This window comes from Clostridium sp. ATCC BAA-442 (assembly GCF_964239415.1).
GTDB classification, from domain to species: domain Bacteria; phylum Bacillota; class Clostridia; order Oscillospirales; family Oscillospiraceae; genus Flavonifractor; species Flavonifractor plautii.
The window spans coordinates 1-20,983 of sequence record NZ_CAXSQB010000048.1 but is presented as its reverse complement, the minus strand read 5'-3'; the positions used below and the strand labels follow the sequence as shown (position 1 = coordinate 20,983).

The window sequence follows — 20,983 nt, the reverse complement described above, 5'->3', positions numbered from 1 at the left end:
TACGGAAAGGAGCACGTCCCAATGCGTCCCTTGATTGAAATTCAGACTATCCCAATTGAAATCCAGATGAAAACGACCAATGCACATCTGGAGTATGCCCGGGGCACCGCCCAGATGGAGGTCTCCCGCGACCGACGCGGGCTCCAGATCCGCAGCCAGCCCATTCGGGTCAACATTGATACCTTTGAGGCGCGCAGTTCTATCGTCCCCACCACCGCCCAGAGCATCCAGCAGGGGGCAGCCCAGGGACAGCGTGCGGCATACGAGGCTACCGCCGTCCTGGCGCAGGAGGGCCGCATGATGATGGAGGCCAAAATTGACCAGGATGTGATCCCCCAGTTGGCACAGCAAAAAACCGTGGACCAGCCCGCTCAGCTTGGCATCCAGTTTCTCCCGGAGGTGGGCCCCGATATCTCCTGGACCGGCGGGGAAATGAGCATCCGCTATGAGATGGATAAGCTCAACTTCGACTGGCGCATGAACCAGATGCAGTTCACCTTTGTCCCCGGCGACATTGAGTTCAAAGTGACACAGCAGCCGGATGTGGTCATCAAATACATCGGCGGCCCGCTCTATGTCCCCCCTTCCGCCGACCCCAACTATGAGCCGCTGGATACAAAGGCCTGAACGGAGGCAGCCCCTTGAAGTTTGAAACGAAATACTTTGGTACCGTGGAGGTCCCTCCGGACGAGGTGATCACCTTTCCCAACGGCCTGTTTGGGTTTGAGGAGGAGCGCTCCTTTCTGCTGCTCCCCTTCGCCGGCAGTGACGGGAATATGCTCTGCTTGCAGAGTGCCGCCACCCCCTCCCTGGCCTTTATCGCCATGAATCCCTTTTCTCTGCATCCCAGCTATCAGCCGCTGCTCTCTTCTGAGGAATTGCGTGAGATGGAGGTCAAGGACAGCCATGCCCTGTGCTATTATGTCCTCTGCGTTGTCCGGGAGCCTGTGCAGGAGAGCACTCTGAACTTCAAATGCCCTGTTGTAGTCAATCCGGACAGCCGCCGGGCCATTCAGGTCATCCTGGAATCGGATGCCTACCACATGCGGCATCGTCTGGCGGAGTTCCAGGGGGGAAAGGCGGGCACCCTATGCTGATTCTAGGCCGAAAAGCGGGTGAATCTTTGACGATTGGCGGGGATATCAGTATCACGGTTCTCTCTGTGGACTCCGGTGGAAATGTGAGCCTGGGTATTCAGGCCCCCAAAGAGATGCTGATCCTCCGCAGCGAGCTGCAGCAGGCCGTCTCCTCCAACCAGGAGGCCGCCCAGAGCCCCTCTACCCCACAGCTCCTCGCGTCTCTGGAGTCTGCGTTCCGCAGGGCGGAGGCTGTAACCCCGCCGTCGGGTCCGCACAGATGATTTTGAAGGATTGGAGACAGGTTGAATGAACATGATGGATGGAATCGCTGCCACAGCCAGCAGCCTTGCGTCTGCACAGCTCCAGCAGAGCTATACGCTTGCCGTTTCAAAAAAGGCAATGGAGTCCCAGGAGCTGGCAGTACAGGAGTTGCTGCAAATGCTCCCCCCCTCCTCCAGCTCTGGCTATCAGTTTGATGTCTACGCCTGAGCAAAAGCAGGCATGGATACTCTGCGCAGAGTATCCATGCCTGCTTTTTACTATAAATGCCTCTGATCCGCGGTGCTGCCCAGAGCCGGTATGCACGGCCGGAATGACCCACATACGCACACCGTTTTACGTGATATGGTTCCGTGTTTTTCGGTTAATTCCGTTCGTATAATGAAATCCACGTTAAAAAGCTATTTTTACTCGGATTTTATCTTTGCAACAAATCCAATCCTGATACTACCCAGGGCCCAAACATGGAAGCAATGACAACCTCGTCAGGGACCGCCGCAGTCTGACAAAAAACCGGGTTATGTGTCAAACATAACCCGGTTTTCTGTCTTTTCGGGGCCAATTGATCCATTACACTGATACGATATCTGCAAGTTTGGTCAGGAACTCTTCCCGATGGAACGGCTTGTAGAGGAAACCCTTTGCACCCAGAGCATTGGACTGTGCAACCATTTCATCGTAGGCCAATGAGGATACAAACAGGATTTTAGCGGCCGGCCATTTTTCCAATAACCTGCGAGCAGTCTCCAACCCATCCATCCCCGGCATAACGATGTCCATTGTGACGACATCCGGCTGAATATCAGGGTAGGTCTTGAGCGCCTCCTCCCCGCTTCTGCAAAATTGAGCAATTTCCCACCCACTGTTTTCCAGCATCTTACTCATACTGGCATACACCACACGGGAGTCATCTACAATCATCAGCTTCTTACTCATAGTTCTTTCTCCTCTCCTTCGTGTTTGGCACTGATTGCAGTCATAGGCAGAGGTGCGTATCCGAGCTCCAGCCAACCATACGGACAGCAGAATTGGGTACATGTTTGGAAGGGAACAGCCTCTGAACGAACCTTATGTCCAAAAATAGGGCAACAAAATTTTGCGGTCACCCCTGTTACGCGAAAGATTTCAGCCACAATATGGCCGCAGAGCACATTGAAGTATTCCACTGCATAATCAGCAACATCCTCCAGGGTAGGCGACTCTTCCATCATATTTTTTGCCAAGTTGAAAAAAAAGAGGTAATTGCTAGTCAATGTAATCCGGGAGTGGTAACCGCCGTACAATGTAGTCTGAACTTGACAGCCTCCCGTTTCCGCAGGAAAGTTCTCATCCAGGACTGGCCGCAGTTCCAACTGTCCGACATGTCGGGTCACCTCGCATGCAACCCGCTCCATGATGCGGGAAAGCTCAGAAGCAAACGGGACTCTCTCCGCCATATTGTATATTCACCTCCCTTTTGCTTGGAAAACAACTACCGCAGTCACTGATAATATAAAATCAGCGCAGTTGAATTCCTTTTTTTGAGAGATGCACATTGCATTGTGTTTCCAGGTCGGAAACGGTAATGGTATCTGAGCCAATGCTAATTTTCGCCTTCGGATAAACCACTTGGCAGCATAGCCGACACTGGCTTAGGTCAAATCGTTCCTCACGCAGCAGCTTAAGCCGCCTGCGCATAGCGTCCAGTTTCAGGCCGGTTGTGGCGTAACGCAGTCTGAAATTAGAAATCTTTGCGCTGATTTCTTTTGAGGGCTCCTGCTGCTCCAGATATTCCAAACTTCGCTCTAATTCCTTGTGTTCCTTCTTCATCTGCTCCAAGGATCGCTCCAAATCCGTTGCTTCTATAAGCGCAAAAGAGCGCTGTCCAAGTGCAATCTCAGTCAATACCCCCGAGCGGGCCCCAATCACATTTACGTCAACTCGGTCAACCGCTGTTAGCAGGCCCCCAATAACGGTACCGCGCCCACTTACAATGCGGATAGCGCCATCGCTGTAAAGCTGTGCATTTATGGCACAATCCGCCAAGATTGCAGTACCTGCATATACGACGCAGTTTTCCAGATAAGCTGCTCTTACAGTTCGACCGCTTTTAATCATTGCGGAGTTATCGCCCAGTACCCCCTTGGTAATGATTATATCACCGCCAGCCTCCACAATGGCCCCCTCGACAGCTCCGTCAACTGTTACGGTTCCGGTGGTATGGACGGAAAAACCAGCGCAAATATCTCCACGAATGATAATATCTCCAACGAAATCCAAATTTCCCGTGCTGTAATCCACATTTTTCTCCACCACTAGGGTAGGACGAATGCGAAAGACACCCTGTTCAAAAATGAGATTTCCGCTGGTCAGCGCTACCAGATGCTGCCCATCCTCACTGACGCCCGTGTTTTGCCCTTGTGGAACATGCGGCGTCTGCCCAGCACGGCTTTGGATGACATTTCCCGCGATATCCACTCCGCTTGTTCCGGGAGAAGGAGGAATGATGTCACAGATCACATCGCCTTCATGGATAATGTTTGTATAACTGCTGGAACGATAGTCCACCAGTCCCTGCGCTCCCTCTTGAGGCGCAGTCTGCGGCGGCTCCCGAGGTACTAGTTCCACAATCCGCCCGTCATCTCCGGGGATGGGAGCAAGTCCATAGGCGACTACACTCAACTGAAAGTACTCCGGACTATCCGCAAGCTGCTGCAGCCGCTCGTGATCTATCCCGAATAAGACGCCTGCTTCGCAAACAGAATGCTCAAGGCGATCCAAGGAGGCTGGTTTGCCGCCGCCGGTCGGCGGAAAGAGAAACAGCCATGCCACCATTTTGTTTTCTGATAGAAACACACATGGCAGAGCATCCATCGTGGTCTGGGCATCCGCTCCGCGCTCCCAAAAACGCTGCTTTGCCAAGTTCATCAATTTCAGCTTAATCTGGGTAAGCGCCGTTTTGCTTTCCTCATCGTTCAGAAGCTGCCTGCCGTTCCGGCCATCCTCCAGTGGCAGGTTCAGAACATAGTCAAATGCATTCACTCCAACTTGAATGTCGTTCCACTCACTCCACAGCGCATAGAGCAAACTGTTGGTCGGTGTATTTACACTGTGACCCGCCTTTTTCTGGGGAGCAGCTGGGGCTTGCTCCGTGGAGGGAGCAGACAGGTGCTCCGTGGGCAACACTGCTTCCTGTAACACATCCTGCGCATCCTGCGCCTGCTCCCCTCCGCCGCCATACAGCCGCATAACCAGCCGGTGCAGGAAGCTGCCTCCATCGCCGTGACCGTTCCCCTCGACGGGCACCCTCTGGCAGTCCATATCTTTCAACATCTTTCAACTCCTTTCCGTAAAATTGTATATCCTTATAGAATTTATCGGCTCTACACCTAGAATGTTAATACTTTCCTTAACACATCTTATAAGAAATATTCAGCCCCTATCTGATGCCAGGCCGGGCTGGGCCGCGCCGTGGCGCGGTGCATCCATCACAGCCTTACAGGCGTAAATAACCTGCGTAGTCACATCGCCGTCATAGCGCGCCTGATATAGGCTAAGCATCGGTTTTTTATGTTCGGCGGGCAGAACCACATATTTGGCCGGCAGCCGGGTGAGGGCCAGCGCCTTCACATCCGCCACACAGCGGGGACAGGGGCACAGGCCAAACATTTTGACATAGCGCTCCGCCTTCTCCTCCACCAGTCCGAGCATAACATTCACCCACTCCGCCCCGTCCGGAAGTCCCTGCTCCACCGGCTTCTGCTCCTGCATAGGACTGGCCTTGGGAGGCATTGGGGCGGAGGGGGGCAGGGGCTCCGCCGGGTCATCGGGCCGTTCCGGTTCCTCCGGCGGCTCTGCCGCGGGCTGGGCCGCATGTTCCTCCCCCGCTTCTTCCGCCCGTTCCAATGCCCTCTCCTGGGCCTGCCCTTCCTCCAGCTCCTTTTCCAGCGCGCTCCGAATGGTTTCCGATAATGCCTCGCTATTGGTGCGGGCCACCTCCACAATCGGCGGCAGGATGGGACGCTCCCGGGGCGGCGGGGGAGGCGTGGGCCCGGCCTGCGGCTCCTCCGTCCGCTCTGTCCCCGCCGCCGGGCGCTGCTCCGGCGCCTCCGGCGCCTCTCCCCCCGACAGCAGGTTGAGCACATGGGCGGTCTTGCTGCTCCGGCTCCCCTTTTTCCCGGCCATTACCGCACCTCCCCATCTGTCCGGCGTCCGCCGTGCGGTATAAAGCCGCCCGCGATCTCCTCGCACAGCGCCTCAAAGTCCAGAGACGGCTTGGAGCGCGGCGCATAGTCCAGAACACTGACCCCGTGGGCAGGGGACTCCGCCACAGAAACGCTGCCGCGGATTTTGCTCTGGAATACTCTGGTATCCAGTTGTGCGGCAATCTGCTCCGCCATTTCCAGCACCTCCCGGTTCAGAGTGAGCCGGGCGCTGAACTTGTTCAGCAGGATACCCAATACCCGCAGCCGGGAATTGTAATAACTGCGGACGCTCTCGATCGTCTCCTTGATCTGGGAAACCCCCAGCAGGCTCAGGATCTCCGGCGACATGGGGATAATCAAGCTGTCCGTAGCTACATATGCATTTACCGTCAGCAGACTGAGGGCCGGCGGTGTATCAATGATGATATAGTCGTACTGATCTTCTACCTTGGACAGGGCGGTTTTGAGCAGGAATTCCCGTCCCGGCCGGTTAAACTCCAGCTCCGCGCCGGACAGCAGAATGTTGGACGGAAGGATGTCGCAGGTATCTGTCCGTACAATGGCCTGCTCCGGCTCCGCCTGCCCCCGGAATACGTCATAAATGGTGGTGCAATGCTCAATATCCAGCCCCAGACTGAACCCCAGGCTCCCCTGCGGGTCCATATCCACACCTAATACGGCGGCGCCGCGGCGGTGCAGGCCGGTCAACAGCGCGGCAGCGGTCGTCGTCTTTCCGACGCCGCCCTTCTGGTTCGTAATCGCAATCACGGTGGTCGCCATGTCCCCTGTACCCCTTTCACCCATCTCCGGCCGGAGCAGAGCAGGTTTTCGCACCTTTTCGTCAGAAAAATCGAAATCCTCTCTTAATTTTCCCTTTGGCCGGACGATAACATAATACAGAGTATTGGGGCCTATCAACACACCCATTTTACTCAGAAAGCCAATGGTTGTCAATCAAGCCATATTTTCATGTTGCACGTTGAAAGGAGTGGGCAGCATGGCATCTATCTCCAGCCTTATGAGCAGTGGTTCCTCTTCCAGCATCTATGGGAGCCGAAACAGCAACATCATTTCCGGCCTGGCCAGCGGAATGGACACCGAGGCCATGATCGAGGGCATGGTACAGGGGTACCAGCAGAAAATTACACAGTTGGGGCAGGACCGTACCATGCTCCAGTGGCAGCAGTCCGCCTATCAGAGCATCTCCGACAAGCTGGTGGAGTTTTCCCGCAAGTATATGTCCTACAACTCCCCCGCCACCAACCTGTTCAGCGCCAGCTTCTTCAACAACGCGATCCTCACCTCCGCCAACGGGACCTATGCCGATCTGGTGAGCGCCACCGGCAAGAGCAGCAGCACCATTGTGCTCAACGCTGTAAAACAACTGGCTGAGGCCGCCCGGTATACCCATGACGCCTCCGGGCTGGACACGTCCCTTGGAAAGGGCGAGCCGGTCAAGCTGGGCGAAAAACAGCCGCTGAGCACCATGAGCGGCTCCCTTACTTTGGAGTATGGCAACAAGAAGGTCACGCTGGACTTCGGAGAGTTGGAGTTGTTCAACAAGGCCGACGGCACTCTGGACACTGCCAAATTCCAAACGGCCCTCCAGGACAAGTTGAAGGAGCAGAAGATTACCACCAGCAGCGGCGACCAGGTGAGCGCCGATACCCTCATTGATGTCAAGGTGGACAGCAACGGCACCGTTACCCTCAGCGACAAGAAAGGTGCTGGCAACAACGTCCACTTCAGCGGTGCCACCGGAGATCTTAAAAATCTGGTCACTTCTGCCGATGCCGAGGGCACCTCCAGCTTTACTCTGAGCACTACCGAGAAGGTGGTGAAGGAAGACGCCACCAAAGCGGAATACCTCTCTGGTAAGAGCTTTACCGTCACCCTCAACGGCCAGACCAAGACCTTTACTTTGGGCGAGATTGATCCCTCAAAGGGCAATCTCCATGAGCAGGTCAAGCAGAACCTCCAGGAAGGTCTGGACAAGGCCTTCGGTAAGGGCAAGATAACGGTCGATATGGATACTACTGGCCCCGGAGAGCGCTCCTTCTCCTTCAGCGTCAGCAATGGAGACACTTTCCGCATCACCTCCCCTGTCGGCGAGGTGCTCGGCCTGGGTGAGAATGGTGTGACCTCCTATGTGGACACTGGCAAAACCTTGGGCGATCTGCTGGGGCGGACGAGCGACGGTGCGGGCTTGAATGGCCTGACCGGCGGCGAGTTGGCCAGAGCCATTGGTGATGTGACTGAGATAAAGGACAAGGACGGCAAGGTGACCTCCCGTGTGGATTCCGAAGGCAATACCGTAGACGAGCAGGGTTTCCGTCTGGACAAGGACGGCAAGCGCTTTCAGGAGTACGAGCTCACCGTTAACGGCGTTTCCATTGGCAAATACAACAAGGACACCGCCCTGGAGACTGTGCTCAATGATATCAACAGCAACACCGAGGCCGGAGTCAGCGTCAGCTTTTCCAAGACCACCAACCAGTTTGTCTTTACCGCCAAGGAAACCGGCGCAGGCGGACGGGTTGAGATTGGCGGGGAGTTGGGTGAACGGCTGTTCGGTAAAGTCAATGTAACTGATAAGGATCACTACACTGCTGGGCAGGACGCAAAATTCACCGCCACCATCAACGGCCAGAAGATGGAGTTCTCCCGCAGCTCCAACACCTTTGATTTGGATGGCATGTCCATCACCTTAAACGGCACATTTGAGGTGAAAGATGGAGAAACCCCGGTCACCTTCTCCAGTAAGACCGACACGGACAAGATCATTGACGTGGTCAAGACTATGGTGGAGGACTACAACGCCATTGTGTCCGAGGTCAAAAAGGCCTACTCCGACATGCCTCTGGAGAAGTCAGACGGCTCCCGGTACAAGCCCCTGACTGACGAGGATAAGGCAGACATGACCGAGAGCGAGATCAAGGCCTACGAGGAGAAAGCCAAAACCGGCATCCTGTTTATGGACCGGGACCTCTCCTCCCTGTACAGCGCCCTGCGCTCCGCAGTGGCCCCCGGCGGCTCCGACGGCTCCTTCCTCCGCTCCATCGGCATCAAAACCAGCTATGAGGACGGCCTGACCACCCTTTCGCTGGATGAAAACGCGCTCCGCGAGGCACTGGAACAAAACCCGGACCAGGTCAAGGATGCGTTTACCAAGAGCAAGGAAAACGGCGCCGCCAGCGACGGCCTGATGGCCTCCATCCAGAAGGTGACGGACCGCTATGCGGCCACTACCGGCGCAACAAAGGGCATTCTCATTGAAAAGGCCGGCTCCAAATACTCCCCCTCTGCCGCTCTGAATAACACTCTTTTGGAGCAGATGAAGGACATCGACAAGCAGGTGGATAAGTGGCAGGCCAAAATGTCGGACAAGGTGGACTATTACACCAACAAATTCACCCAGTTGGAAATGCTGATTGCGCAGATGAACTCCCAGAGTTCCAGTCTCGCGGGAATGATGGGCGGCTATTAACGCCGCCGCCGTTCCGGAAAGGAACATGATACATATGGATATGCGGGGTTACCAGCGTTACCGTGAGGACTCCTTAAATACCATGACCCAGGGTGAGCTGCTTTTGCTGCTCTACGACGAACTGATCAAGCGGCTGACCCAGGCGGAATTGAGCCTGGGTCAGGAGAATTACGCGGTATTCGAGGGAGCGGTCGGCCGCAGTGTCGATATCATCCATTATCTGGACGACACCCTTGACCGCCAGTTCCCCATCAGCGCCAATTTGAGCCGACTGTACGAGTACTTTTGCTATGAGCTCAGCCGGGTCGTTTCGGGGCGCAACGCCAAGGAGCTGGCCCGTGTGAAGGAAATGGCCTCAGAGCTGCGGGACAGCTTCCGGCAGGCGGAAAAAAGCGCCGCCACTTCTCCGCAGGAGGGCGTATAAATGCTGACGGAACAACAGCTCACTTCGGTGTTGGCCACGGAGCGCCGCATCTATGCGGCGCTCTCCGAGGTGCTTGAGCTGACGGGAGAGCTCTCCGCCTCCATACAGCGGGGGGATTCTGTCTCCGTTCAGCTCTTTCTCCAGCTCCGGCAGGAGCCGATCAACCAATTGCGGGAATACCAGACCAACCTGGCGCAGCAGTGCCGCATCCTTCCGGCGGAAGACCGGGAGGAGCTGGAGGGGCTTTTGTCCGGGCAGGCCCCGGCGGCCAGTCCCGCTGCCCAGCCCCTCCAGGAGCAGCTTCAGCGCAACCGCGCCCTCTGGACCAGGGTTGTCCAGGCCGACCGGGCCGCCAGCGGCCGCCTGTGCGGAAAGGATTCCTTTTACGATTCCTAGCCCCGACCGTTTTTTACTGGTGCATGGAGATCCGCCACAGCGGCGCGCCCGAGCTGCGGCTGGATGAGAGCTCATCCAAAATGAGCTGCGGCTCCCAGGCGGCCAGACTCCGCTCTCTGCTGTTCGGGTCTGCCACCAGTACACGGCCTTCCAGGGTCACGCCCCGCAGGATAATAAAGTGGCCCCGCTCGGTGAAATGTCCACGGGTCATCAGCGCAACAAAAAGGTGTCCGGATGCCAGTTGCTGCACCAGAGCATCGGCGGAGTCCGCCTCATAGGCCTCTGCTTTCAGTCCGATGGCGGACGCAGTTCCCTCCACAATGGACAGATAGGAACCGCTGCCAGGGGCGCAGTACCCCTGCTGATAGGCCCAGTCGGCCATGGCCCCGGGGTCGGTTTCTTCCCCAGTCAGGCTGGAGGCCAGCATGGCCATCGCCGTGGGCCCGCAGCCGTAGCCGCGGATCGGATCATTACCGAAGGTCTGGCTGGCCCAGGGTTCCTCTCCCTGGTTGTAGTAAACCAGATCCACGACTCCGCCGGTCAGATACTCCCGCCCGTCCCGGGTGACAAACTCCGTGACCTTGCTCTCCTCTGCCGGAGGGACCTCTTCAATGGCGGGCGGGCCGGCCAGTTGATTCACCATTTCATCTTCCCCCGGTCGGGAAAGCAGCTCCTGCAAATTGCTGTGTAGTGCCTCCCCGAAGTCCGAGACACGCTGCATCAATCCTGCCACGGGGGCCGTGAGCCGCTGGAACAGCTCCGGCGCAGCAAAGCGGCAAACCAGCAGCTCCACCCCACCAATACAGAGGAGGGCCAACAAAACAAGAAGTATTATATTTCGCCTTTTATGCGGTCTGTTTTTCGTACCGGACATAAGAGTACCTCAAAATTTTTATTATATAATATTTTCTTTATTATAGCAATTTTTTCTTTTATTGTATACAGGCAAAAGGAGTCCACATGCCGCAAATTCGGTTAGAGCGGGTCAGCAAGTATTACCCGCAGGATAAAAAGCAAATGGCCGCTGTGCAGGAAATCAATCTGACGGTCGAGCAGGGTGAATTCCTCTTTCTCACAGGCAGCAGCGGCGCGGGAAAAAGTACGCTGCTCCAGCTCATATCCGGGGATCTTCGCCCTACCTCCGGGGCCGTCTTTCTGGATGATATCAACCTGACGCGGCTTTCCAGGCTTCGCCGCGACCGCCTGCGCCTGGTTTTCGGCCGCGTACCTCAGCTCTCACAGCTCATGCGGAAACGGACCATCTCCGAAAATTTATCCGCAGTCGCCATGCTGACGCAGAGCCGGAAGCTCCCGCCTATACAAACCCGGATTCAGAAGACTTTGGCTATGGTCGGCCTGCCTGATGTGGGAGCGCGTTACCCAGTGGAGCTATCCTATGGGGAGTGCCGCCGGGTGGAACTGGCCCGCGCGATTATCAACAGCCCGTCCATTTTGGTTCTGGATGAGCTGACCGCGAATCTGGACGAGGACACGATCTGGGATATTCTGCATTTGCTCTGTGAGATAAACCGCCATGGTACTACCATTATCATGGCAACCCATGCAAAGGAGTTTGTGAATCTGCTTCGGAAACGGGTCATTACACTGGTGGATGGCCAGATCTGGGGCGATGTGCAAAAAGGGCGGTATGGAGATATTGTATAGCCTGCCGCCGACTATGTTAGGAGAGGTGTATTGCAAATATGCGCAACATGGAAAAAAATCTTAAAATTAGAATGCGGCTTTTAATTGTATTCTTAATTACCATCCTGATCGCGTTGGCCTTGACATTCCTTTCAATCAGACAGACCATCAAAATCCAGAAGGACTATACATCCATCCTCACAGGTCCCATTGCCATTACCAATGCCGTCCAGAGCAGTGAAACGGAGGTCAATTCGATTGCCCGTCAGCTTAGGGACATGGCGCTGTCCGGGTATGATACCTCAATCATGGATGAGATTCAGGCCTCCGTGGATTCGATCGAGAAGTCGATCTCCACGATTCAGACCCTCTATACAGATTCCGACGGCGTCGCCCAGACTTATATTCAGTCTGTACGTGAATGGGAAAATGCCTTTGAGGATATCCATACCGCCCTTCAAGCGGATAATCTTGAGGAGGCACGTCGGCTAATCGAAACACAATGCACTCCGAAGCTGAATCAGGCCGTAAGTGACGGGAATACGCTCATTCGTGAAGTCCAGAACGACCTCGATGCTCACATCGACTCTACACAGGCAAGTGTGAGCCGCAGCCAGATTGTTCTCTTTATTATGGCCATCCTGGTTGTTGCCATTGGTATACTCTTGAACCTGCGCGCCATTCGGAATATTACCCGTCCCCTCCAGGAGGCGGAGCAGGCTGTTGTCGCTTTCAGCCAGGGCGATCTCTCGGTGGAGCTGACCTATGAGGCATCCAATGAGATCGGAACCATCTGTGATGCGGTCCGCACCTCCCAGGATATTCTTGGAAGAGTCATTGAAGATATTGTTCAGATCACCAAAGGACTTGCCGACGGCGATCTGACGGTGGAAAGCCATGAGGAATACCCCGGCCAGCTCATGCCCGTCAAGACAAATATTGAGTATCTCCTCCAGAACCTGAACGCCACCATGTCGGAGATTCTCAACGCCTCCGATCAGGTATCCGCCGGGGCGGAGCAGGTGTCCGTCGGTTCCCAGTCCCTGGCCCAGGGCGCTACGGAGCAGGCCAGCGCCGTCCAGGAGCTCTCCGCCACCATCAATGAGATTGATACCTCCGCTCAGAACAGCGCTGAGACGGCCAAAACCGCGAAGGAAAAATCTGACCTGGCTGCCGGCCAAGTTCAGGTCTGTAACGACCGCATGCAGGAGCTCAGCCAGGCAATGGACGACATCTATTCCGGCCAGAAGGATATTGGGCAGATCATCGACACCATCGAAAACATTGCCTTCCAGACCAATATCCTGGCGCTGAACGCGGCGGTAGAGGCCGCACGCGCGGGCAGTGCAGGCAAGGGCTTCGCGGTGGTTGCCGACGAGGTGCGCAGTCTTGCCTCCAAATCGGACCAGGCAGCCAAGCAGTCCAAGGCCATTATCGAAACCTCCCTGTCCCATGTGGAGCGCGGCAAGTCCCTGGCGGAGGAGGTAAGCTCCAGCATGCAGCAAACCGTTGCCTCCGCCTCCGAGGCGATTTCCTACATGGAAAAGGTTGCCGACAACGCAATTTCGGAGTCTCAATCCATTGAGCAGCTGACCACCGGTGTGGATCAGATCTCCGCCGTGGTTCAGACCAACTCGGCGACCAGCGAGGAGTCCGCCGCAGCCAGCGAGGAGCTGTCCTCCCAGGCAGTCATGATGAAGCAGCTCATTCAAAAATTCAAGCTGAAGTCAGAGGCTGACTCCGCCTCTGCCCCCCTTTCTCCCGCCGCGGACAGCCAGGCCTCCCTCTCAGCCGCAGGCACCGCCGCCAACCCGTTCAGCAAATACTGATTGATCAGAAGTGCAGGAGGCCACCTCAGCCCATACTGAGGCGGCTTCCCGCCTTTTTCCCCAAACATATATCTTGCGAAGGGAGATGCCGTCCAGAATGCCGATTCACTCCGATCCGACTAAAATGGAAGAAGGAGAGCTCATCTATGCGCTTGATATAGGTACACGCAGCGTCATCGGGATGCTGGGAGCCCTGGAGCAGGGACGGATACGCATACTAGCCCTGGAAAAGCAGCCGCACGCCAGACGTGCCATGCTGGACGGTCAGATCGAGGATATTGACCAGGTTGCCGGCGCTGTCTCCCTTGTGACACATCGCCTGGAAGAAGCCTCCGGCCGAAGGCTTACCCGCGCCTGCGTGGCAGCCGCGGGCCGGGCTCTGCGTACCGAGTTGGGCCGCAGCACCTTGGAGCTTTCGGCCCCTGAGGCCTTGGGCCATGAGCGTATCCACCAGCTCGAAGCCACCGCCGTGGCAAATGCGGAACAAGCGCTGTCCACCGACGGCCCGGAGGAACAGCGGTTCTTCCTGGTGGGCTACACTCCCACGCAGTTCTGGCTGGACCACTATCCGCTGACCACCCTTCTGGGGCATACCGGCCAGCATCTGGAGGCCGCCGTGGTCGCTACCTTTCTCCCCAGCGAGGTGGTGGACTCCCTCTACGCGGTCATGCAGAAGGCCGGCCTGGAGGTGGCCAGCATGACCCTGGAGCCCATCGCGGCTCTAAATGCCGCGATTCCGGCGGATCTCCGTCTTCTCAACCTGGCCCTGGTGGACATCGGGGCTGGTACGTCGGACATCGCCGTATGCAGGGACGGCAGCGTGGTGGGGTATACTATGGCTACCGTAGCAGGCGACGAAATCACGGAAGCCCTGATGCGGGCATGCCTGGTGGACTTCCCCACGGCCGAGGCCATGAAGCTGGAGCTGGGCCGCAGTAAAAGTGTGAGCTTTACCGATATTCTGGGGTTGGAGCAGACCTTGCCGGCGGAGGAGCTCTTTTCTCTCCTGGACGGCCCCATCCAGGCTCTGGCCGATGAGATCGCACAGCGCATCTGCCAGGTCAATGGAGGTCCTCCCTCCGCCGTCTTTTTGGCCGGCGGGGGGAGCAAGCTCCCCACCCTCTGCGCCCGGGTGGCCGCGGCCCTCGGCATAGATTCCAAACGCGCAGCGCTGGCAGGAGGTTATTTCCAGTCCAGCGCCTACTCCGATACCTTCGCGCTGTCTGATCCGGAATATACCACCCCTCTCGGTATCGCTGTCTCTGCCGGCCTCGGCCTTATCAGCGACAGTTATCAGGTGCTGCTCAACGGGAGCCCCGCCAAGCTCTTCCGCAGCGGGAGCCTTACGGTGCTGGAGCTGCTGATGATGAATGGGTACCGCTATTCCGATCTCATCGGCCGCAGCGGCAAAAGCCTGCTGCTTCGGATAGACGGGAGGCGCAATGTGTTCTATGGCTCCCCCGCCATCCCCGCCCAACTTGCCATCAACGGTGCGGAAGCCGCCCCTTCTGCACTGATTCATGCCGGCGACCGTATTCACTTTACCCCTGCCCAGCCCGGCAAAGACTGCGTCATGACCGCCGCGGAGCTCTGTACCAAGCTGCGGTGCAAGGCCGTTCAGCGTGAAGGGCGCCTCTTGGAGGGGCATACGGTGCTGCAGTCGGGGGATTGTCTGGAGCGCATGGATGCACCGCCGGCGCCTTCTCCTCTCCCGGCCCGGGAGGCGCCGGCCCAGGCTTCCGTCCCGCCCCAACGGCATGTCTTTCTCAACGGCCAGCCCCTTACGCTCTCCCCGAAGCCGGACGGAAGCCCCTACCGGCTCCTGGATCTGCTGGAGCGGTCCGGGCTGGACTTCCAACATCTGGACCGCCCTGTGCTCACGCAGATCAACGGCGTGGACAGTCCGTTTCAGCAACTACTCGCGGAAGGTGACAAGATTGAAATTCGATACCAGCCCTGAGCGTTCCAGAGGCCGGCGGCTTTTGCCGTTTCTGCTGCCGCCGCTTCTGCTCTCTGCCTGCGGCGGCAAGGATGTCCCGCCGGAGCAGTACTCCAGTAATGATACTGCACTCCCCGCCCTGACCTCCACCCTCTCTTCCGAAAACATTCAATTTTCCCACAAGGAGGGCAGTGAGGATCAGCCTGACTCCTACGTCTACTCCGGTCTGTCCTCCATGACCGATACCCTGGCCAGTTATGTCCAAGCCTTGGAGGAGGACGGCTGCTCTCCGATTGACACCAACGGCGTTGTAAAGGAGCTCCCCGATTTCTCTGTCTCCAGCGGCTCGGTATCCATGGGCAAGGATACCGGCGATGGCGGTGTATTTCAGCTCCAAATTGCCTGGGAGGGGGACACCTGTACCATCACCCCCGTCTATGCGGCCGAGCTGCGCATTACCCAGCCCAGTGTGCAGGCTCTCACCGTCTCCGAGGCTATCCAGCGTTTAAAAAGCTGTACTCCCGCCCTTCTCGGGCTCTCGGGTGCCTCCATGGAGGAATACGAGGTCTATGCGGAGGAAGGACTTGTCCTGGTCGATTCCTCCCCCTGTCTCCAGCTTAACGTGTATTCCAGTACCCCCCGTCAGTATCGGGGCTGCTATCTGATGACCGTTGATGGCGCTCACCTTTATCAGCTTGACCGTGACGCGTCTCAGGTTACGGAACTGACACCTTATTCAAATACGGCCGTGAAATGACGCTTGGAAAACAGTTGCCGGCCCATTAAGCCGGCCAAACGAGAGCGCCGCCTATTCTTATAATAGGCGGCGCTTTTCCATGTTCACAAAGTCTGCATCCAGAACACAGGCCAAGAAAAAAATTTGGATTTTACTCTTAACAATTTTAAGCAATGGCCGACAAATAGTCGAATAGTGTAGCGAAATAGTAAGCTATACCTTTTTAAGCGCTGTACTAAATGAAGATAGAACAAAGGAGCAGAGAGTGAACGTGAAAAAAGCAAAGCTTCGGAAAAAGTCCAAACGACTTGCGACGACCCTTGTCCTGTTTTCGATCGCCACATTGCTGATTCTTAACCTCGTTTCGGCTGTCTGTATAGGAACACTGACCAGCTCTGGGATGAATCAGAAGCAGGATGCCTTTTTGCAGCAGACGACCCTTAGCGGCAAAAGACAAGTCGAGCAATTTATTGAACAGTATATTGGCATAACCGAAACACTGGCGCAGAGCACCCAACTGCAGCATGCGGTCACCGGCACTGCTCAGGACAGGCCCATATCTGGTACGCCGGAATTTTCGGAGGCTCTGGTACTTCTGCATCGTACCATGGAGGAATACCCGGATATCCTGGGAGTTGGCTTTGGCAGTCTCACGGAGGATTATATTTATAATCAGGAGGGAACACGGCTGAATGTGCTCTTGAGTGAGCGGCCCTATTTCCAGAATGCGAAAGAGGGCACTTACGTAACCCAGCCCTATATTGACTCGGCGACCGATGAAATGTGTGTATCGGTTGCAACCCCGCTTTCTGACGGTACGGCGACAGCTGGGCTTCTAATACTGGATCTGAAGCTGACACAGGTTTCCGACTTTTTGAAGGGAATGGATTTTGGGGAGAGCGGACGCATTGTGCTGCTGTCGGAAAACAACACGATCCTGGGCCACGAGAACCACGATATGATCGGCAAAAATTTTTCCGAACTCGACATCCAGGGGGAACTTTTGGAGCAGTTGGAGGAGCCGACCAATGAAATCGTAAACTACAAGCTGGACGGGGAGCCCTGCGTGGGTATCGTGCAGGAGCTTTCGGGCGGAGGCTGGAAGGTGCTCTCCAGCATGTCCAAGGCGGAGTATAACGCCCAAACAACCAAAACCACAGTTTCTCTTGTCCTGCTGCTTCTAGGCAGTACCGCCATTGTTGCCATCCTTCTATGGATCATCATTGTAAAGCGGCTGCGCCCGATCTCCCAGCTCAACGATGCACTGCGGGAAATGAGCATGGGCAATCTGCACATCGCAGTCACCCACAATGGAGCGGATGAGGTCGGTGAAATGGCCGAGTCCATGCGGGAATGTATCCGGAATCTTTCCGGCTATGTCAATGAGATTGACCGGGTCATGGGCTGCCTTGCGCAGGGGGATTTGACCATCCAAACAGACGTGGCCTTCCAGGGCGATTTCATGCCCATTCAGCATTCCATTGAAGGCTTTATCCAAAAGCTGAGTGCGGTAATGAGTAGTATCCAACTGGCTTCGGAGCAGGTGTTCAGTGGTTCTGACCAGGTATCCAGTGGAGCACAGGCCCTCGCACAGGGGGCAACAGAGCAGGCGTCGTCCGTTGAGGAGCTGGCGGCGGCAGTTACGGAGATTTCCTCTACGGTCAAAGAGAACCATGCGATCGTGAAGGATGCGGCCAGCGGCGCACTTCAAGTCAACAGCGACATTGTTGAGAGCGGCAAGAGAATGCGGCAGAGCCTGGCCTTTATGACGGAAATCAGGGAGCGCTCCAACGAAATCAGCCATATTATCAAAACCATTGAGGATATCGCATTTCAGACCAATATACTGGCCCTGAATGCAGCTGTAGAGGCCGCCCGTGCTGGACAGGCCGGAAAAGGCTTTGCGGTGGTTGCGGACGAGGTGCGCAGCCTGGCTGGGAAAACCGCTGAGGCTTCCAACTCCACAACCTCGTTGATTGCGGCCTCTCTCGCAGCTGTTGAAAAGGGAACGGAAAGCATGGAAACGACATCGAAATTTATGGAAAGCGTGGTAGAAGAAGCACAAAAGATTACTGATGTGTTCCAAAATATAGCGAATGCGTCGGAGCGCCAATCGGTCTCAATTGAGCAGGTCACGCAGGGAATTGACCAAATTTCCAGCGTAGTGCAGACAAATTCCGCAACAGCAGAGCAGAGTGCCGCAGTAAGTGAAGAGCTTTCTGGACAGGCACAGCTATTGAAAGACATGCTGAACCGCTTTACCTTGCCTGATACTGCTGACTCCGCAAAGTAACCAGAAATTCGTTGAGTGTGTACCATAGAACACATAGGGGCCCGATACGGTCTCACAGCCACTCCTCACGGAACTGACACCTTTTTCAGATACGGCCGTGAAATGACGCTTGGAAAACAGTTGCCGGTCCAATAAGCCGGCCAAACGAGAGCGCCGCCTATTCTTATAATAGGCGGCGCTTTTCCATGTTCACAGTTCACACAGTCTGCCCCAGCGCTTTCTGCCGTTTGCCCCTGGCTCTTTCCCCTCTACATATTAGTCCATCACCATTCATAGCTTTTTATGGAGGTGATTTTGTGAAAGCTACCAATTTTATTGTGACGGAGCGGCGGCTCTCCACGGAACAATTTCCTGATCTTTCTCTCATCCGGCGGGCTGTGACCTTATGGCTTAGAAATGCACTATACAGACGGCTTTAAGCCCATATTTCAGAATCATAATACGATTACCCGAAATACCTTTTATAGGAAGAGCGTCTCAAGGGTATTCTGCCGTTGAGTACGGATGCCTTCCGGGGAGGTGTAACCTATCCTTTGTGCGATTTATACCCGGCTGAGCAAAGAAGACGAGGACAAATACAAAACGGAATCCGAGAGCATCCAGAATCAGAAATCCCTGCTTGTTGCGTACGCAGTGGAGCGGGGGTGGGACATCTACCACATCTACTGCGACGAGGACTACTCCGGCGCCGACCGCCTGCGGCCCGACTTCAACCGGATGATTCAAGCGGCCAAGGAGAAACAGTTTCAGATTATCCTCTGCAAAAGCCAATCCCGCTTTACCCGGGATATGGAGTTGGTGGAGAAATACATCCACGGCCTGTTTCCCATCTGGGGCATCCGGTTCATCGCCATAGCCGACAATGCCGACACGGAGGTAAAGGGCAACAAAAAGGCCAGGCAGATCAACGGCCTGGTCAACGAGTGGTATTTGGAGGACCTGTCCGAAAATATCCGCATGGTTTTTGACATGAAGCGGCGGCAGGGGCGGTACATCGGCGGATTTCCCATCTACGGCTATCAAAAAGACCCGAAGGATCACAACCATCTCATTATTGAGCCGGAGGCTGCCCAGGTGGTTCGGCAAATCTTCCGATGGTCCCTGGAGGGCCACGGCAAGCAGGAGATCGCCAAACTGCTCAATGACCAGGGCATCCCAAATCCCACCCGCTACAAGGCGGAACACGGCTGGGCCAGCGGTCACCCGGTGTCCAACAGCCATGGTCTGTGGAACAAGACCACCATCTGGCGCATCCTCCGCAACGAGATGTATACCGGGGTTATGCTCCAAGGGCGGCGGAAAAAGGTGAGCTACAAGTCCAAGGCTCTGATTGACATGCCCAAAGAACAGTGGATTCGGGTGGAGGGCACCCATGAGGCTATCATTGACCGGGAGCTGTTTCAGACTGTCCAGCGGGGACTGGACCTGCGCTCCAAAACGGACGGCACCGGGGAGGTCCACCTGCTGTCCGGTCTGGTCAAGTGCATGGACTGCGGCAGCACCATGAGCAAGACCACCAACTGTCAGCGCGGCCGGCCCAGGGTGTCCTATCTCCGCTGCAAGCTGTACGCCGACAGCGGAAGAGAAAAGCTCTGCACCCGCCATTCCATTCGACTGGACCAACTGATTGAGCTGGTATCTGAGCGAATCCGCCACTATGTCCAAAGCTGCTATAAACTGAAAGAACTGGAGCTTCCACCACCGCCGGACACCCGCAGAGATGCATTGGAACAGGAACAGAAGTCCCTGACCACACAGTTGGAAAGGCGGAGTCAGGCGCTGAAAAATTTATATCTGGATCGAGTATCCGGCATTCTCAGTGAGGGACAATTCGTGGAGCTGAACCAGGACTTCCTGGCCGAAAAAAGCCGCCTGGAGCGGCGGCTGGCACAGATTGACATAGAACTGGGGGAGCGGGCAGAGCCGCTGGAACAGGCCGCTTTGATGGAGAGGGCCCGGGAATTGCTGAAGCTGGAGACCATTCCGCGGGAGTTGGTAGTCGCCCTCATTGAGAAAATCGAGATTGGGGAGAAAGACCGGGAAACCGGAAAGCAGGAGATCCGAATTACCTGGAAGTTTTGAATTTGCAGGCGCATCCCCCAGGGCGTGACGCCCTGTAAAACTGTCCTAGTGCTGCTCTCTCCCACGTCGTGGAGCCAAAATATCCGGGGTTGGTGGAGCGTTACGTCAATCTGGGCGACTGCTACGACCGGGCGGGGCTCCAGCCCCTGCGCCAGGAGCTGATGGGCTGTATGAAGGGCTACAAGGCCTGCTATCAGCGGGCCTACCGCTGTCTGACGGCGGCGGCCCAGATCGGGGAGGATCTCCGCTCCCTGCTGCTCACCCCGGCGCTGGAGGCCAAAATGGCCAAACGGGCCCGGGGCATTCTCTCCCGGGAGGTCAAGAAGGGGGACGGCGAGGCCGGCCGGGCGGTGCAGCGCTTCCTGGGCGGCGTCACGTGGAAGGGGGTATTGTGCCAGTTTGAGACGGTAGACGCCCTGTGTAAGCGGGTCTATGAGCTGGCTGACACCTATGGGCTGGCCCACTCCATGCTCACCCACCTGGCCGCCGGGGCGCTGGCGTCGGGCCACGATGTCATCGTCTGTCCCTCCCCCCTGTTCCCCGACCGGATGGAGCACCTGCTCATCCCCAGCCTGTCCCTGGCCTTTGTCAGCGCCTCCCCCCACCACCCC

General features: G+C 56.3%; 20 protein-coding genes. 14 read left to right on the top strand and 6 right to left on the bottom strand.

From position 1 onward, the window contains the following. Positions 1 to 21 precede the first annotated feature (21 nt). From ACESY8_RS16025 to ACESY8_RS16010, 4 genes are read left to right on the top strand one after another with little or no spacing between them, the layout of a single operon-like run. Positions 22 to 627: a DUF6470 family protein gene (locus tag ACESY8_RS16025; RefSeq protein WP_009261345.1), complete on the top strand. Its 606-nt coding sequence runs from the start codon at positions 22 to 24 to the stop codon at positions 625 to 627. Positions 628 to 641: 14 nt separating this feature from the next. Continuing rightward, on the top strand, positions 642 to 1,097 hold the full coding sequence (gene fliW / locus ACESY8_RS16020; RefSeq protein ID WP_007493120.1) for a flagellar assembly protein FliW: 456 nt from the start codon (positions 642 to 644) through the stop codon (positions 1,095 to 1,097). Continuing rightward, positions 1,091 to 1,360 (top strand): carbon storage regulator, encoded by a 270-nt coding sequence (locus ACESY8_RS16015; RefSeq protein WP_007493118.1) that lies wholly within the window; start codon positions 1,091 to 1,093, stop codon positions 1,358 to 1,360. Before fliW ends, ACESY8_RS16015 begins: the two co-directional genes overlap by 7 nt. Positions 1,361 to 1,385: 25 nt before the next feature. After that, the gene (locus ACESY8_RS16010) at positions 1,386 to 1,568 is read left to right on the top strand and encodes a putative motility protein (RefSeq protein ID WP_007493116.1); all 183 of its coding nucleotides are present in this window, start codon (positions 1,386 to 1,388) and stop codon (positions 1,566 to 1,568) included. A 360-nt stretch (positions 1,569 to 1,928) separates the two neighbouring features. Here ACESY8_RS16010 and ACESY8_RS16005 read toward each other — a convergent pair whose 3' ends face one another. The 5 genes from ACESY8_RS16005 to ACESY8_RS15985 form a co-directional block, all read right to left on the bottom strand. Then, positions 1,929 to 2,294, bottom strand: coding sequence for a response regulator transcription factor (locus ACESY8_RS16005; protein ID WP_007493114.1), 366 nt, complete (start codon positions 2,292 to 2,294; stop codon positions 1,929 to 1,931). After that, entirely contained in the window at positions 2,291 to 2,794 is a 504-nt protein-coding gene (locus tag ACESY8_RS16000) for a hypothetical protein (protein ID WP_021632330.1), read from the bottom strand. Before ACESY8_RS16000 ends, ACESY8_RS16005 begins: the two co-directional genes overlap by 4 nt. 61 nt (positions 2,795 to 2,855) lie before the next feature. After that, complete coding sequence (locus ACESY8_RS15995; RefSeq protein ID WP_021632331.1) at positions 2,856 to 4,670, bottom strand: flagellar assembly protein A; 1,815 nt, start codon at positions 4,668 to 4,670, stop codon at positions 2,856 to 2,858. Positions 4,671 to 4,769: 99 nt separating this feature from the next. Next, positions 4,770 to 5,522, bottom strand: a complete 753-nt coding sequence (locus ACESY8_RS15990; RefSeq protein WP_054338669.1) for a late competence development ComFB family protein — start codon at positions 5,520 to 5,522, stop codon at positions 4,770 to 4,772. Further along, on the bottom strand, positions 5,522 to 6,322 hold the full coding sequence (locus ACESY8_RS15985) for a ParA family protein (protein WP_024724914.1): 801 nt from the start codon (positions 6,320 to 6,322) through the stop codon (positions 5,522 to 5,524). The genes ACESY8_RS15990 and ACESY8_RS15985 overlap by 1 nt, the downstream gene beginning before the upstream one ends. 217 nt (positions 6,323 to 6,539) lie before the next feature. On the opposite strand from ACESY8_RS15985, the gene fliD reads away from it, so the two are divergent. From fliD to ACESY8_RS15970, 3 genes are read left to right on the top strand one after another with little or no spacing between them, the layout of a single operon-like run. Continuing rightward, a complete protein-coding gene (gene fliD, locus ACESY8_RS15980; protein ID WP_434307783.1) occupies positions 6,540 to 9,029 on the top strand; it encodes a flagellar filament capping protein FliD in 2,490 nt (829 codons plus the stop codon). Between the two features lie 34 nt (positions 9,030 to 9,063). Beyond that, positions 9,064 to 9,453 (top strand): flagellar export chaperone FliS, encoded by a 390-nt coding sequence (locus tag ACESY8_RS15975; protein WP_054338668.1) that lies wholly within the window; start codon positions 9,064 to 9,066, stop codon positions 9,451 to 9,453. Beyond that, entirely contained in the window at positions 9,454 to 9,849 is a 396-nt protein-coding gene (locus tag ACESY8_RS15970) for a hypothetical protein (RefSeq protein WP_054338667.1), read from the top strand. A gap of 13 nt (positions 9,850 to 9,862) precedes the next feature. Here the strand turns inward: ACESY8_RS15970 and ACESY8_RS15965 are convergent, their stop codons facing one another. Continuing rightward, entirely contained in the window at positions 9,863 to 10,642 is a 780-nt protein-coding gene (locus ACESY8_RS15965; RefSeq protein WP_227128288.1) for a C39 family peptidase, read from the bottom strand. A 224-nt stretch (positions 10,643 to 10,866) separates the two neighbouring features. Between ACESY8_RS15965 and ACESY8_RS15960 the strand changes: the two genes are divergently transcribed. From ACESY8_RS15960 to ACESY8_RS15930, 7 genes are all read left to right on the top strand, one after another. Then, positions 10,867 to 11,514 (top strand): cell division ATP-binding protein FtsE, encoded by a 648-nt coding sequence (locus tag ACESY8_RS15960; RefSeq protein WP_225123275.1) that lies wholly within the window; start codon positions 10,867 to 10,869, stop codon positions 11,512 to 11,514. Positions 11,515 to 11,552: 38 nt separating this feature from the next. Next, positions 11,553 to 13,322, top strand: coding sequence for a methyl-accepting chemotaxis protein (locus ACESY8_RS15955; protein ID WP_156621364.1), 1,770 nt, complete (start codon positions 11,553 to 11,555; stop codon positions 13,320 to 13,322). A gap of 97 nt (positions 13,323 to 13,419) precedes the next feature. Then, positions 13,420 to 15,282, top strand: coding sequence for a cell division FtsA domain-containing protein (locus tag ACESY8_RS15950; protein WP_054338666.1), 1,863 nt, complete (start codon positions 13,420 to 13,422; stop codon positions 15,280 to 15,282). A 22-nt stretch (positions 15,283 to 15,304) separates the two neighbouring features. Then, entirely contained in the window at positions 15,305 to 16,018 is a 714-nt protein-coding gene (locus ACESY8_RS15945) for a hypothetical protein (protein ID WP_054338665.1), read from the top strand. Positions 16,019 to 16,262: 244 nt separating this feature from the next. Then, positions 16,263 to 18,290 (top strand): methyl-accepting chemotaxis protein, encoded by a 2,028-nt coding sequence (locus ACESY8_RS15940; RefSeq protein WP_054338664.1) that lies wholly within the window; start codon positions 16,263 to 16,265, stop codon positions 18,288 to 18,290. A gap of 528 nt (positions 18,291 to 18,818) precedes the next feature. Continuing rightward, complete coding sequence (locus tag ACESY8_RS15935; protein WP_024724920.1) at positions 18,819 to 20,372, top strand: recombinase family protein; 1,554 nt, start codon at positions 18,819 to 18,821, stop codon at positions 20,370 to 20,372. A gap of 92 nt (positions 20,373 to 20,464) precedes the next feature. Further along, positions 20,465 to 20,983: hypothetical protein (locus ACESY8_RS15930; RefSeq protein ID WP_498794858.1), on the top strand; the 519-nt coding region annotated here is incomplete at its 3' end.

Coding starts and splice junctions, on each gene's coding strand:
- ACESY8_RS16025 (WP_009261345.1), top strand. CDS start 22: ATGCGTCCCTTGATTGAAATTCAGACTATCCCAATTGAAATCCAGATG.
- ACESY8_RS16015 (WP_007493118.1), top strand. CDS start 1,091: ATGCTGATTCTAGGCCGAAAAGCGGGTGAATCTTTGACGATTGGCGGG.
- ACESY8_RS16010 (WP_007493116.1), top strand. CDS start 1,386: ATGAACATGATGGATGGAATCGCTGCCACAGCCAGCAGCCTTGCGTCT.
- ACESY8_RS16005 (WP_007493114.1), bottom strand. CDS start 2,294: ATGAGTAAGAAGCTGATGATTGTAGATGACTCCCGTGTGGTGTATGCC.
- ACESY8_RS16000 (WP_021632330.1), bottom strand. CDS start 2,794: ATGGCGGAGAGAGTCCCGTTTGCTTCTGAGCTTTCCCGCATCATGGAG.
- ACESY8_RS15995 (WP_021632331.1), bottom strand. CDS start 4,670: ATGTTGAAAGATATGGACTGCCAGAGGGTGCCCGTCGAGGGGAACGGT.
- ACESY8_RS15990 (WP_054338669.1), bottom strand. CDS start 5,522: ATGGCCGGGAAAAAGGGGAGCCGGAGCAGCAAGACCGCCCATGTGCTC.
- ACESY8_RS15985 (WP_024724914.1), bottom strand. CDS start 6,322: ATGGCGACCACCGTGATTGCGATTACGAACCAGAAGGGCGGCGTCGGA.
- fliD (WP_434307783.1), top strand. CDS start 6,540: ATGGCATCTATCTCCAGCCTTATGAGCAGTGGTTCCTCTTCCAGCATC.
- ACESY8_RS15975 (WP_054338668.1), top strand. CDS start 9,064: ATGGATATGCGGGGTTACCAGCGTTACCGTGAGGACTCCTTAAATACC.
- ACESY8_RS15970 (WP_054338667.1), top strand. CDS start 9,454: ATGCTGACGGAACAACAGCTCACTTCGGTGTTGGCCACGGAGCGCCGC.
- ACESY8_RS15960 (WP_225123275.1), top strand. CDS start 10,867: ATGGCCGCTGTGCAGGAAATCAATCTGACGGTCGAGCAGGGTGAATTC.
- ACESY8_RS15955 (WP_156621364.1), top strand. CDS start 11,553: ATGCGCAACATGGAAAAAAATCTTAAAATTAGAATGCGGCTTTTAATT.
- ACESY8_RS15950 (WP_054338666.1), top strand. CDS start 13,420: ATGCCGATTCACTCCGATCCGACTAAAATGGAAGAAGGAGAGCTCATC.